A 13,160-nucleotide genomic window follows, 5' to 3' on the forward strand; every position below is an offset into this window, starting at 1 on the left:
GTAGCGCCATGGCGGAGCGGATGAGCGCGCGTCGCGACCAGTACGTCGGTCGCGGCGCGCGTTTGGCCGTGCCCCGGCGCCGGCCGCGGGAGAAGGCCGGGCTGTGCGGTGCTGGCCGGCTGTCGACTGGTGAGTGAGGGGTGTCAGGCGGTGGTGCGGTTGCCTTGGCGAGCGGCGAGCGCGGCGTCGGTGCTGGGGTAGGCGGGCAGGAAGGTGTCCATCCCGGTGACGCTGAGCAGGCGGCTCAGCCGGTCGGGGATGGCCGCCAGGGTCAGGGAGCCGTCGGCGTTCTTGGCGCAGCGCCAGATGCCGACGAGGGCACCCAGCCCTGAGGAGTCGCAGAAGGTGACGCCCGCCAGGTCGACGACCAGGTCGGGTTGTCCGGCCGCGATGAGGTCCAGGGCGCGGGTGCGGACGGCGGGTGCGGCGGCGATGTCGAATTCGCCGGACAGTGCGATCACGGCCAGGGTGCCGTCGGTGTGCGGGACGTCGATGTGGAATGCGTCGGTCATGGGCGTCGGTTCTCCTGCCCGACGGAGACGTCGGCGGTCGGGGCTGCGGCGCTGTGAACGGTGGTGGTGATACCGGCGGGAGCGGCATCGCGGGTGGGGACGGACAGGGCCAGCAGGGCCACGTCGTCGCGTTCGGTGTCGGGGAGTGTGTCCAGGAGCGCGACGGTGTCGTCGATCAGGGCGCCGGCACCGACCGGCGCCGGCCGCCGGTCGAGGAAGTCGGTCAGGCCCGTGTCGGCGAGCATCTGGCCATCGGCCGTGCGGGCCTCGGTCAGCCCGTCGGTGTACAGCAGCAGTCCCTCGCCGGGCGCCAGGTGCAGGGTGCGTGAGGCGAACGCGGCTTCGGCGAACGCGCCGACCAGCATCCCTCCCTTGGCGCGGACCGCCTCCACCCGCACACTGCCGTCCTCGGTGGGGCTCAGGTGGTAGGCGGGCGGGTGACCGCCGGTGGCCAGCGTGACCGTGAATCCGCCGTCCCGGGCGGGGTCGAGCAGGCCGAAGATGGCGGTGCAGAAGCGGGTACCCACCGCCGGGTCCAGCAGCAGCGCCGTGTTCAGGGCATTCAGCGTTGCCATCGGGTCCGGATCGACGAGGGCCGCGGCCCGCAGCGTGTAGCGGATCAGTGAGGTGACCGAGGCGGCTTCGGCGCCCTTGCCGCACACATCGCCCAGGAAGAACGCCCACCGGCCGGCGCCGACGGGGAAGACGTCGTAGAAGTCGCCGCCCACTTCCTGCGGGGAGGCGGTCTGGTAGTGGCAGGCCAGCTCCAGCCCCGGTACGGCGGGCAGCACGGGAGGCACCAGGGTGCGCTGGAGTGTGGAGGCGAACGCGGCGATGGCCGCCTTGTCCCGCTCCGCGCGCTGCCGGGCCTCTTGCTCCGCCCGGCGCTTTTCCTGCTCGACCTTGCGGCGCTCCTGTTCGGCGCGCACCACGTGCAGCGCGGACAGCCGCAGCTCAAGCTGGTCACGCACCACCGCGGCCAGGTCCGCGAGCGTGGCCGAGTCCGCCTCGCTGATCTCACGGGGGCGGGTGTCCAGGACGTTGACCGTGCCCAGCCGGTACCCGTCGGCGGTGATGATCGGAGCGGCGGCGTAGAACCGCACCCCCATCGGGCCGGCGACCAGCGGATTGGAGCAGGCGACCGGATCGAGCAGGGTGTCGGGGATGACAGTGGCGTCATCGGTCAGGACCGCCGAGGCGCACAGGCCCGGATCGCGGCCGATCTCGGTGACGCCTTCCAGTCCGTGCGTGGCCTTGAACCAGATCCGGTCCTCGTCCACGATCGTCACCGTCGCCACCGGAACCTCGAACAGACGCGCGGCCAGCGCTGCGACTCGGTCGTAGGCGCCGTCCGGAGGGGTGTCGAGAATGTCGTAACGGCGCACCGCCGCCATCCGCGCCGCCTCGACCGACGCGGCCAGAGGCTCGTTCGGTGTTATCGCAGGCGGGCTCGCTTGTTCCGGCATGTTCCTCGTCTCGCTCATCCCCCAGAAGGCGCCAACCGAACAGTCGGCCCCATGGCACTGTACCGAAATGCCCCGGCGCTCCCGACCCGCCGATGAGCTTCGTGAAAACGGTGCCGGATCACGTATCACTTGCCCGTGCTCACTATCAGGTGCGTACTCCGGCGGCGGGATCTCAACATCCGCCGCCTCGTGCCCCTTTCTAGGGATTCCGATCACGGCGAGCACTCCGGGAGCGCTGCTCTTCTCCCACTGCTCCCGGTTCGCCTGGACGGGATTGCCGCGGCGGCTGTCGTAAACATTCACGATGTGTGTGCGATGTGCGGGGAGAAGATCACCGGCAGGCTCTGGGCCAGCCGGGAACAGGCCACAGCCTTCACCAGGAAGCGCCGGGCGGCGACGCGGCAGGGCACAGCGGGTGGTGGGCTTTCGCTGGGTGAGGAGAACCGGCGGTCGCTTGCCACGCAGGACCGCATCCCGTGCCACCGCCAAGAGTCACCGGACGAGCTATAGCCGGGGTTCTGCAATCGCCGATCTGGCTGCCGGCGATTTGCTGCTGTTTGGCCGCGCCCCTGTGTCCCCTTGGATGCGGTGTTGCACCGGGGGGCTCCTTTCTCCTTTTTCGATGTAAAGGAGGACCGGGCCCGCCGGCCTATGGCGCTACGCAGGCTCGCTTCCGGTCCCGCCGTCGCTCCCGACTGCCGTCCAGGCCCCCGGCGTGACGCTGATCACGGACGCTGTTCGGGGGCTGCTGCGTAGGCTTGTGCAGTCGTCACGGTGTGTCCCGGGAGGGCGGGCGAGGCTTTCCTGCATCCGCCTGATGACATGGTGCGCGAGTGGTCAGCATGAGTCCGAAAAACGCCTGGCTCCCGCTTGGGACGCTCGCTGGGTTACTCGACAGCTCGTCCGCGGCATGGGTTCTGAGCGAGTGGGCTGCGTTCGAGGCCGAAGCGGCGTGCCTTGTGGATGCCGCCCGTCCCCTCCGGCCGCTACCGCGACACCGAGGCCGAGGCCGCAGCCGACTCCACCGCGGCGGCCCTCCGCGCAACCTGCTGCGTCATGATCACCCGCGCCTGCGAGCGGGGCTGGTCCCGGGTCTGAAGGGCAGCCGGTTGCCGCGCCACCTTGGGGCCTGCACGGGTAGGCGATGATGCGCTAAGCGCCCACTGGGTGAGATGTCCGAGGGAAGGGCGGGCGCCCGCCCGACGTACGTACGACAGGGGACCCCCGTATCCGCCATGCCGCCGCCTCCCAGCAGTGATAGTGGAGGCATGGACACGACGACCACCGCGCCCCGCGCCGAGGTGCTGCGGGACCGCTATCGCAGCCGACTGCCCGAGCGCTTGCAGGAGCTGGCCGGCCCCATCGAGGGCAACGTGGACCTGCCGCTCCACATCGTCTGGTCCGGGCGGACGAGCTACAGCCTGGACCGTCCGAAGTCCCGCATGACGCTCTACCGGACCGTCCTCGCCGAAGGACTGCGCGAGGACCTGGTGACCCTCCTGCACCACCGGCTGCTCGCCGAGCAGTGGCCCGTGCTGCGGCGCTTGATCAGTCCCTACATCCGCGAGGTCTGGGAGGGCGCCTTCCCCGAGCTGCTCCGCACCGCTCCGGCCGACACGACCGCCGCGTGAAGCTCACTCCGCTCCACGAGCGTCTCCTCGCCGACATCCTCGACCTCGGCTCCCCCTACCCTCTGGTCCTCACCGGGGGATACGCCGTGCAGGCCCACGGCCTGGTCGAACGCTTCAGTCGTGACCTCGACGTCGCCACCGAGAGCCCCGCTCCGATGCAGGAGATCGTCGCCTCACTCACAGCCGGCCCCAGCGCGCGCGGATGGCGGACCACGCACGTCCAGACCGATCCGCTCAGTGGCCGGTTTCTCGTCACCGATCCGGACACCGGCGAGGAGTGTGAGGTCGACGTCCTCAAGGAGGCGTTCTGGGCTCCGCCTGCCCAGACCCCCTACGGCCCCGTCCTTTCCTCGACGACGTGATCGGCACCAAGGTCCGTGCCCTCGCCGACCGCGGCACCGTCCGCGACCTCATCGACGTCCAGGCTGCCTCCCGCCACCGCTCCACCGCCGACCTCGAATCCCTGGGCCGCCGTCGCGCCCATGACGAGTTTGTAGTCAGTAGGTTCCAACCCGGAGCCGTCCACGGTGGGTGGCTGCCCTGCACGGCGGATGTGCATGGCGGCCGAGCGATACCCCGCAGTGGACTCACGGCGAAACCGGGCGGTAACGGTCAAACACTGCATCCCGCTCCCACAACGGCCAGCTCGAAGAATTGGTCGGAAGGCTTCCGGCTGGATCCATTGACTACCAGCGCTGACAGCATCGGCTCGGGACCGGTGCTGTCCCGGCGGCAGACGTCTGCCGGCAGAAGCGACATCATCCGGCCGTGGTACTGCACCCGGTGCTCCGGTGCCACGGCCTCGCTCAGCGCCTTGTAGGTGTCGGTCCGGCCCTCTCGGGCCCACCCCTTCAGACGACGCTAGACGACACCTCCCCTGACGCCAGGGGGATTTGACAAAGCGCGGCGCACCCTGGAAGTGCGGCTCCGCACGAGGACGTGTCCGTGGCGGACCGATACGCGCCCGTAGTGGGCGTCGTCGAAAGCCTCAGCAGAGCTGCCGGCAGATCCAGCCCCCGCTGCACCTGCGAGTCATGTGGCCGGTTGGACGCCAGCTGCGCCTCGACTTCACCGGGGCCCGAGGTGCCGGTCCTCATCGCGTCGGCGGCGCTCACTGACGCCGACCACCTCGTGGCCCTGCCCTCACGCTCCTGATATGCCGTCAGGTAAGTCAGCGTTTCGTCAGCATCGGTTCTGGCGTGTTCCGCGAAGAGTGTTCGGGTGGGGGCGTGTTCGACGAGCCACGACAGCCTGGTTCGCACGGAAGCCCAGGCAGTGAGCCGGCTCACCGAAGTGAAGCGATGTTCCTCACAATCTTCGACTCAGGCGGGTGCCAGTTGTAAAGTGATACCGCCCTTGACCTGCACAAAGTAGGCAGGGAGCCTAGGTCCAGGAGTCCAAAGTGCTGCGTACTCTGTTCAAGTCCAAGATCCACCGCGCCACCGTGACCCAGGCGGATCTCCACTACGTCGGATCGGTCACCGTTGACGCCGATCTGATGGAGGCGGCCGACCTGCTTCCCGGCGAGCTCGTGCACATCGTCGACATCGACAACGGCGCCCGGCTGGAGACGTACGTCATCGAGGGTGAGCGCGGCTCGGGCGTCATCGGGATCAACGGGGCGGCGGCGCACCTCGTGCACCCCGGCGACCTGGTGATCCTGATCAGCTACGCCCAGGTCGACGACGCCGAGGCCCGCTCCCTCGTGCCGCGGGTCGTGCACGTCGACGGGACCAACCGGATCGTGGAGCTCGGCTCCGACGCGTCGGCGCCGGTGCCCGGCAGCGACACCGCGCGCAGCCCGCAGGCCGTGCCGGCCGCGCGCGGCTGAGCCCCGGCGGCGACCGGCCGGCGGCCCGGAGGGGCTCGGCCGGTCCCGGCACGGAGCGCCCCGCCGGGAACCGGGCCGCCCCCGGGAGTGGGCGTGGCCCGTCCGGAGGGCCATGGTCCGCTCGCCCGGGTGCCGTGACCCCGATGAGTGATCCCGCCGCGCGGGGGAACGCGCAGCGCGAGAACCTGGAAGGCACACGGACGAACCGCCGAGGGAGCGTGCCATGACCAGCCCGAACCCGTATCCCCCCGACCCCGTGCCCCCCGCCCCGACGCCCGGCCCGCCGGACCCGGTGCCGCCGACGCCGGTGCCGCAGCCGGGTCCGACCGGCCCCGAACCGGGTCCCGCTCCCGGCCCCGTACCCACCCCGGCACCGCCGCATCCGGGCCCGCCGCCCCCGGGGCCGGCGCCCGACCCGGTGCCCAAGCCGCCCGGCCCCGACCCGGTGCCCGGACCGGAGCCGGAACCCGGCCCGGCGAGCTGACGTCAGCCGCCCCCCTCCGGGCGGTCACCCCGCTCCGGGCGGCCACCCCCTCCGGGCGGTCACCCCGCTCCGGGCGGTCGCCCCGCTCCGGGCGGTCGCCCGCCTCCGGGGGGTCACCGCCCGGGGACGTCGTCGTCGACGGCGGCAACGCGCACGTCGCAGACCCCCGGCGCCGCGAACGTGGGGGTGCACCGCGACGGTGAGACCGTCGCGGGCCATGTCGCGGGCCAGGTTGCGGCCCATCACGCCGAGCCCCGTGACGCCGATCCGTGCGGTGCCACTCGTCTGTGCTCCTGGATTCCGGTGGGTTCCGTGAGTGCGGCGAGCGCGCGTACGCGTCCATACGCGGGGCATGAGCAGGACGTTCACCGCGGTGCGCCCAACGCGCGCCCCTGTACGGCGTTTTGACGCGTCTCGCGCCCCCTTGTCACGGCCCGGCCGGTACCTCTAGCTTGGGCGGCTGCTGACGTGTGCAAGGGGGGACCGACCCATGGCCGTACGCGGACGACACCGCCGGTATCAGCCCAGCCGTATCAACCGGGCATCGCTCACCGTCACGGCGAGCGGCGCGGGGATCGCGCTGCCGCTGATAGGAGCGGGAGCGGCCCACGCGGCCTCGGTGGACGTCTGGGAGAAGGTCGCGGCCTGCGAGTCCACCAACAACTGGAAGATCAACAGCGGTAACGGCTATTACGGCGGCCTGCAGTTCACCCAGTCGACCTGGGAGGCGTACGGCGGTACGCGCTACGCGCCGCGCGCCGACCTCGCCACCAGGGACCAGCAGATCGCGATCGCCGAGAAGGTGCTCAAGGGGCAGGGGCCGCGCGCCTGGCCCAGCTGCTCGGTCAAGGCCGGCCTCACCCGGGGCGGTGACGCGCCCGACATCTCCCCCCAGGGGAGATCGCAGGCCCAGCCGAAGCAGCAGTCGCAGGCTCGGCCCAAGAGCGAGTCCCGGCCCCAGTCGCCGCCCGCGACGCCCACCACGGTTCCCGGCAAACGCGAGAGCTACACGGTGGCCCGGGGCGACTCCCTCTCCGGCATCGCCGAGGCGCAGAGAGTCAGAGGCGGCTGGCAGCGCCTGTACGAGGACAACCGTACGGTCATCGGCACCGACCCCGACCTCATCATGCCGGGCCAGCGACTGGCGCTGCGCGCGACCGCGCCCGGGCCAGCCCCCGCGAAACCTCCTACGGCGGCCCCGAAGCGGCCCGCCGCCAAGCCGGCCGTGCCCAAGCCCGCCACCAGGCCCGCCCCGGCGAAACCCGCCGCCAAGCCCGCCACCGCCAGGCCCGCCCCCGCGAAACCGGCCGCCGTCAAGCCCGCCACCGCCAAGCCGCGTACCGCCGGCTTCAGCGCGCCCGTCGACGCCGGTCCCAGCACCGCCTACCGCAAGGCCGGCTCCTCCTGGTCCAGCGGCTACCACACCGGGGTCGACTTCGCGGTCCCCACCGGCACCTCGGTCAGGGCCGTGGCGTCCGGCCGGGTGGTCTCCGCCGGCTGGGGCGGGGCGTACGGGTACCAGGTCGTCATCCGCCACGAGGACGGCAAGTACAGCCAGTACGCGCACCTCTCCGCGCTGACCGTGCGCGAGGGACAGCGGGTCGGCGCCGGCCAGCGGATCGCCCGCTCGGGGTCGACCGGCAACAGCACCGGCCCGCACCTCCACTTCGAGGTGCGCACGGGACCGGGATACGGCTCCGACATCGACCCCCTGGCCTACCTGAGGGCGGGCGGAGTCCGGCTCTGAGGCTCTGACGGCGGTGGCGGCGCGGCGGTGAGGAGGACCGGCCCGCGCGCCGCCACCCCGCCGCACACCACGCGTGCGCGCGGTGCCCACACCGGGGCCACCGCCGGCCCGGCCACCATCACGGCGGCCGGGCGCCGACGGTCCCGACAGCCGCCGAGATCCTCGTGCCGCGCCCCAGGCGCCGGCCCGGCGCCCGCCGTCGCCACGGCCACCCACCGGACGACGGGGCGAGCAGGCCCGCCGCCACCACGGCCTGTCACGGCCCCGCAAGCCGCCACGAACACGCTCGCCCCCGCCGCGGACACCGCGACGGAGCCCTGAGCCGTGCGGCATGCGTCCACGAGGCCACGACACCCGGATGCCGACCCCTCCGGCCGCTCGCCCCGCGCCGTCCCTCACCCCGCCCCCCGCTCGTCCCGCCCCCGCGGGACGGGAGGACGCGTCCCGGGCGGACGACGGGCCCGCCCCGGGCCGGACGTCCGTTTGGCGGCAGGCCCCTCCGCTGGCGTAAAGTGCGGCTTTTGAAAAGTAAACGTGGCATACGAGTGATCGAGGAACGGCAGCGGCCATGACGGTGACTGAAGAGAACCAGGCGTACGGGCCGGGAATCGACCCCGAGCGCCTGGCCGTCTGCCTGAGCGTCCTCGAGGAGCTCGACACGATCGACGTCGACCACCCGGACGCCATCGCCGTGCGCCGCGCCACCGCCGGCGTCTACCGGACCGTGAAGCAGCGCCGCCGCCAGGAGCGCCGGGCCGCGAAGACCGCCCACGACAAGGCGGTCACCGAGGCCACCGCGACCGGCTCGGCCGAGCGGATCGACGACGAGACCCAGGGCCTGCTGCCGTCGTCCTCCGTCGCCGGCGAGATCGCGGGCGTCCTCCAGCGCCCCCGCTCCTGCTACATCTGCAAGACCCGGTACGTCGAGGTCGACGCCTTCTACCACCAGCTGTGCCAGAAGTGCGCCGCCGAGAACCGGGCCCGTCGCGACGCCCGGACCGACCTGACGGGCCGGCGTGCCCTGCTCACCGGCGGCCGCGCCAAGATCGGCATGTACATCGCGCTGCGGCTGCTGCGTGACGGTGCCCACACCACGATCACCACCCGCTTCCCCAACGACGCGATCCGCCGCTTCAAGGCGATGCCGGACAGCGACGAGTGGATCCACCGTCTGAAGATCGTCGGTATCGACCTGCGCGACCCGGCGCAGGTCGTCGCCCTCGCCGACTCGGTCGCCGCCCAGGGCCCGCTGGACATCCTGATCAACAACGCCGCGCAGACGGTCCGCCGCTCCCCGCAGGCGTACAGCGAGCTGGTCGCGGCCGAGTCCGCCCCGCTGCCGGCGGGCGAGCTGCCGCCCGCCGAGGTCATCGGGACCTTCGGCAGCGGCGCCGTGGAGACCATGGCCGCGCTGCCGGGCCCGCGCGGCGGGGACGCGCTGACGGCTCAGCAGGTCACGGAACTCGCCCTGGTGAGCGGGTCGGCGTCGCTGGAGCGCATCGCCGCGGGCACCGCGATCGACGCGGGCGGCCTGGTACCGGACCTGCACGACACCAACAGCTGGATCCAGACCGTTTCCGAGGTCGATCCGGTCGAACTTCTCGAAGTCCAGCTGTGCAACTCCACCGCGCCGTTCATCCTCATCAGCAGGCTGCGCGCCGCGATGGCCGCCTCTCCGGCGCGGCGGACGTACGTGGTGAACGTCTCCGCCATGGAGGGCGTCTTCAGCCGCGGCTACAAGGGTGCCGGGCACCCGCACACCAACATGGCCAAGGCCGCGCTGAACATGCTCACGCGCACCAGCGCCCAGGAGATGTTCGAGTCCGACGGCATCCTGATGACGGCGGTCGACACCGGCTGGATCACCGACGAACGCCCGCACCCCGACAAGCTGCGCCTGGCCGAGGCGGGCTTCCACGCCCCGCTCGACCTGGTGGACGGCGCGGCCCGCGTCTACGACCCGATCGTGCGCGGCGAGATGGGCGAGGACCTGTACGGCTGCTTCCTGAAGGACTACGCGCCCGCCAAGTGGTGAGCCCGGTCACAGGGTGACCTGTGTGCCCTGTCCGGAAGCGGGCAAGGTGTCCGGATCCGGACCATGTGACGCGTTCCATCGAGCGGAAGCACGCTCATTTGGTTAACCTGAGGCGAACGGCTCGCCGCCAGGGATCCACGAAACCCCCTCAGGCGGGTCTCCGGGGACAGGCCTGCCACCAAGGCTGCGTTTCCGCCCGAGTACCGGCGCCACCGCGACCGAACGGCAGTACATGTCCTCATAGGTTCGCGACACGAAGGAGTGCGCGGTGACACCAGAACTCATCAAGCAGGAGCAGCGGCCGGCGGAACACGGCGAACGACCCGCCCGGCCCGACACCCTCGGCAGCCTCGAAGTGTGGGCCCGTTCGGCCCCGATCCGGCTGGCCGGTTACGAGGACGACCTCGCCGAGCCGCACATCCTGCCCGGCATCGACTGACCGGCCCGGGCCCCGGGTCCACCGGCCGGTCCGCACCGTGCGCCCCGTGCCCCCCGCCGCCCAGGCGGGGGGCACGCGCGCGCCCGTGCCGAGGGTGCGGGGGGCGGCCGGTCAGGACAGCCGGGTGGGGGGCAGGAACTCCCGGACGTGCGTCCGGTGCCACCAGGCGCCCGTCTCCCGCAGTTCCCGCCAGGTCGTGAACCGGTAGCGGTACAGCCTGGCGCGGATCCGCACCGGCGGGTCGCCGGGGAAGGGGTTGTGCCGCAGCAGCTTCAGTGTGTCGCGGTCGCCTTCGAGCAGCCGCTCCACGAAGGGCGCGAACCAGCCGTGCGCGTACGCGGGGGAGAGCGCGGCGAACCACATCATCCAGTCGAGGCGCAGGTGGTACGGGGCGAACTGGCGCGGCAGCCGCCGTACGCCACCGGGCTTGCCCTTGAACTCGTACTCCCGCCACACCGTGCCGGGGTGGACGGTCGGCTCGTCGGTGCCCTCGATCACGATCTCGTGCCGGACCCGCCCGACCGACCCGAACGCCCCGTAGGTGTTGACCAGGTGCAGCGGGTCGAAGGAGCGGTTCATGGCCTGCCGCCGGGAGAGCAGGTTGCGCGCCGGCCGCCGGCTGAGGAACACCACCAGGGCGGTGACGGCGACGACCAGGATCCCGTACCAGAGCGGCGGACCCGGCATCGCGGGCGCGTCGGCCACGAGGGAGCCGTCCACCGCCGACAGGGCGAGCACGATCGTGATCCAGTTCAGCCAGGAGAAGTTGCCCGACAGCACCAGCCACAGCTGGGTCAGGACGATGAGCGCCGCCGCCGCGCTCGCCACGGGCTGCGGCGTGAACAGCAGCACGGGCACGACGAGTTGCGTCACATGGTTCGCCGCGGCCTCCACCCGGTGCAGGGGCCTGGGCAGGTGGTGGAAGAACCAGCTGAGCGGCCCGGGCATCGGCTGCGTCTCGTGGTGGTAGTACAGGCAGGTCAGATCGCGCCAGCAGGCGTCACCCCGCAGTTTGATCAGGCCCGCCCCGAACTCGACCCGGAACAGCAGCCAGCGCAGCAGGAAAAGGATCAGGACGGGCGGGGCCGTGTCCTCGTTGCCGAGGAAGATCGCCAGGAACCCCGTCTCCAGCAGCAGCGACTCCCAGCCGAAGCCGTACCAGGTCTGTCCGACGTTGACGATGGACAGGTACAGCGCCCACAGCACCGCCCACAGCAGCATCGCGACGGCCAGCGGCACCGCGTCGCCCGCCCCGGCGGCCAGCGCGAGCGACAGCGCGGCGCCGGTCCACGCGCAGAGCGCGAAGAACCGGTCCGAGTAGTGCAGGTGGAAGACGCTGGGCGCCACCCGGGGCGGAACGCGGCGCAGGTACGCCGGCACCGGCAGCATGCCCCGCTCGCCGATCAGCGCCCGGAACTGGAGCGCCGCGCACAGGAACGCGACCAGGTAGACCCCGGCGAGCGCCCGCTGGAAGACCAGCCGGCTCAGCCAGTAGTCGGACGAGGTGAACCAGATCCACTCCATCGGTCCCAGTATGGGTCGGCCCTCAGCCCGTGGCGATCTTTCGCAGGGTCCGGCCCAGGTGCCGCGCGTACATCCGCTGGAACACGGGTACGACGGGCCCGGCGGCCCGCGTGTACCAGCGGGCGGGCCGGCTGAAGGCCGTCACCGTGAACCGGACGGAGCCGTCCGGCCGCAGCTCGACCACGAACGACTCCTCACCGCACTCCGGGTGTCCGGTCAGGGTCCCGTACGCGAACCCGGCACGCGTTTCGTCGTGGACCGCCCACACCACCTCGCACGGCGCGGCGATCTCGAACGGTCCGGCCCCGAGCGCGATCTCGACGGCCGTGCCCGGCTCGGCCCGCGAGGAGCCGGCCCGCACGCGCGCGCCGGACCTCCGGTGCATCGCCCAGGTGGTGACGGCCGTGCCCGCCGCCTCGAACACGTGCCGGCCGTGGCCGATCAGGGTCTCGTGGCGCAGGTGGTGATAGCCGGCCGGGAGGGGACGGGTTCCGGTGGCGCCGGCATCCGGGTAGCTGAACCCCGGAGGGGCGGCGGGGGAGTGGGGACTGGGGTTCGGACGGGTCATGCCGGGTTCTCCTCGTTCTCCCGCAGCCGTCGCCAGGCCAGTACCGCGCACAGGGCGAAGCCGAGCGCGTTGCCGAGGCCATGGGTGGCGGCCATCCAGGTCAGGTCGGGGTGGGGCAGGCCGGTCGCCTCGCCGAGCGCCCAGCTCAGGGCGAGCAGCATGGTCACCACCAGGACGGCGGCCGAGACGGCGAGCAGTGCGCGGGTGGGCCGGTCGTGCCGTTCACGGGCCACGTCCCGCCACGTGAGCAGCGCCACCGTCCACATCCCGGCGGTGAGGACGACCGCGCCGGCCAGTTCGGCCCAGTCGTCCAGGAAGTAGCCCAGAAGGACGAGCAGGGTGCCGAGCGGCACGCTGAGCGCGGCGAACCGGGCCGCCGGGCGGTCCACCGTACGGCAGACCAGCCCGGCCACCAGGGCGGCGGCGAAGCCGGCGAAGTGGAAGTGCGGGACGGTGAGCGCCAGGATGTCCAGGCCGAAGCCGAACAACCGGTGCCCCGACCGCTCGGCCACCAGGGCGAGCGCGGCGACCGACGGGCTGACCAGCGCGGTCAGCACCGCGACCTCGGCGGGTGCCGCCGACCGCGTGCGGAGCAGGCGGCGCGGGGCGTGCAGGGCGAGGAGCACCGTGCCCAGCGCGTAGCAGCCGGCGAGCGCGGTGGCCGTGGCGCCGCGCGGCAGCCACAGGCACACGGCCCCGGGCACGGCGAAGAAGGGCCACAGGCGCCGGACCGCCGTCAGGTCCGGGGCGTCCATCAGGCGGAGCCCCGCCGGGACGATCACCAGCATGCCGAGCGTCACGATCAGGCCGACCAGTACGGACACGACCCGTCACCCCCTTTCTTGAACATGTTCAGCCCGATGGGGCCACGGCAGAGCGTAGAGCTGTATTTGAACATGTTCAAGTCCGAGGGCGGCGATGTG

11 protein-coding genes and 2 pseudogenes are annotated in these 13,160 nt (G+C 72.2%); 7 read left to right on the forward strand and 6 right to left on the reverse strand.

Annotated features, from left to right (window positions below; all coding sequences use genetic code 11):
• Positions 1-143 precede the first annotated feature (143 nt).
• Positions 144-512: an STAS domain-containing protein gene (locus tag IE109_RS26195; protein ID WP_189553812.1), complete on the reverse strand. Its 369-nt coding sequence runs from the start codon at positions 510-512 to the stop codon at positions 144-146.
• On the reverse strand, positions 509-1,996 hold the full coding sequence (locus IE109_RS26200) for a PP2C family protein-serine/threonine phosphatase (RefSeq protein WP_229891570.1): 1,488 nt from the start codon (positions 1,994-1,996) through the stop codon (positions 509-511). Before IE109_RS26200 ends, IE109_RS26195 begins: the two co-directional genes overlap by 4 nt.
• Before the next feature lie 117 nt (positions 1,997-2,113).
• Between IE109_RS26200 and IE109_RS26205 the strand changes: the two genes are divergently transcribed.
• From IE109_RS26205 to panD, 4 genes and pseudogenes are all read left to right on the forward strand, one after another.
• Complete coding sequence (locus IE109_RS26205) at positions 2,114-2,488, forward strand: hypothetical protein (protein WP_189553813.1); 375 nt, start codon at positions 2,114-2,116, stop codon at positions 2,486-2,488.
• Positions 2,489-3,246: 758 nt separating this feature from the next.
• Positions 3,247-3,609: a hypothetical protein gene (locus tag IE109_RS26210; protein ID WP_189553814.1), complete on the forward strand. Its 363-nt coding sequence runs from the start codon at positions 3,247-3,249 to the stop codon at positions 3,607-3,609.
• Positions 3,606-4,144: pseudogene (locus IE109_RS26215) on the forward strand (nucleotidyl transferase AbiEii/AbiGii toxin family protein); the annotation flags it as partial. The gene IE109_RS26210 and the pseudogene IE109_RS26215, both read left to right, overlap by 4 nt.
• Positions 4,145-5,011: 867 nt before the next feature.
• Positions 5,012-5,440 carry an aspartate 1-decarboxylase gene (gene panD, locus IE109_RS26220; protein ID WP_189553815.1) on the forward strand — a complete coding sequence of 143 codons (429 nt, stop codon included), beginning with the start codon at positions 5,012-5,014 and terminating at the stop codon, positions 5,438-5,440.
• 670 nt (positions 5,441-6,110) lie between these two features.
• On the opposite strand, the pseudogene IE109_RS33370 reads toward panD, so the two are convergent.
• A pseudogene (locus tag IE109_RS33370) lies at positions 6,111-6,191 on the reverse strand (NAD(P)-binding domain-containing protein); the annotation flags it as partial.
• 223 nt (positions 6,192-6,414) lie between these two features.
• Here IE109_RS33370 and IE109_RS26230 point away from each other — a divergent pair.
• The 3 genes from IE109_RS26230 (at position 6,415) to IE109_RS26240 (ending at position 10,145) form a co-directional block, all read left to right on the forward strand.
• Positions 6,415-7,671 (forward strand): transglycosylase family protein, encoded by a 1,257-nt coding sequence (locus tag IE109_RS26230; RefSeq protein WP_189553816.1) that lies wholly within the window; start codon positions 6,415-6,417, stop codon positions 7,669-7,671.
• Positions 7,672-8,239: 568 nt separating this feature from the next.
• Positions 8,240-9,706, forward strand: a complete 1,467-nt coding sequence (locus IE109_RS26235; protein ID WP_189553817.1) for an SDR family NAD(P)-dependent oxidoreductase — start codon at positions 8,240-8,242, stop codon at positions 9,704-9,706.
• Between the two features lie 268 nt (positions 9,707-9,974).
• The gene (locus IE109_RS26240) at positions 9,975-10,145 is read left to right on the forward strand and encodes a hypothetical protein (RefSeq protein ID WP_189553818.1); all 171 of its coding nucleotides are present in this window, start codon (positions 9,975-9,977) and stop codon (positions 10,143-10,145) included.
• A gap of 111 nt (positions 10,146-10,256) precedes the next feature.
• Here the strand turns inward: IE109_RS26240 and IE109_RS26245 are convergent, their stop codons facing one another.
• The 3 genes from IE109_RS26245 to IE109_RS26255 are packed head-to-tail and all read right to left on the reverse strand — an operon-like array spanning position 10,257 to position 13,061.
• On the reverse strand, positions 10,257-11,669 hold the full coding sequence (locus IE109_RS26245; protein WP_189553819.1) for a lipase maturation factor family protein: 1,413 nt from the start codon (positions 11,667-11,669) through the stop codon (positions 10,257-10,259).
• A gap of 22 nt (positions 11,670-11,691) precedes the next feature.
• Entirely contained in the window at positions 11,692-12,237 is a 546-nt protein-coding gene (locus tag IE109_RS26250; RefSeq protein ID WP_189553820.1) for a DUF1990 domain-containing protein, read from the reverse strand.
• Complete coding sequence (locus IE109_RS26255) at positions 12,234-13,061, reverse strand: YndJ family protein (protein ID WP_189553821.1); 828 nt, start codon at positions 13,059-13,061, stop codon at positions 12,234-12,236. Before IE109_RS26255 ends, IE109_RS26250 begins: the two co-directional genes overlap by 4 nt.
• Between the last annotated feature and the right edge of the window lie 99 nt (positions 13,062-13,160).

The sequence above is a fragment of the Streptomyces lavendofoliae genome (assembly GCF_014649735.1).
Taxonomy (GTDB): Bacteria; Actinomycetota; Actinomycetes; order Streptomycetales; family Streptomycetaceae; genus Streptomyces; species Streptomyces lavendofoliae.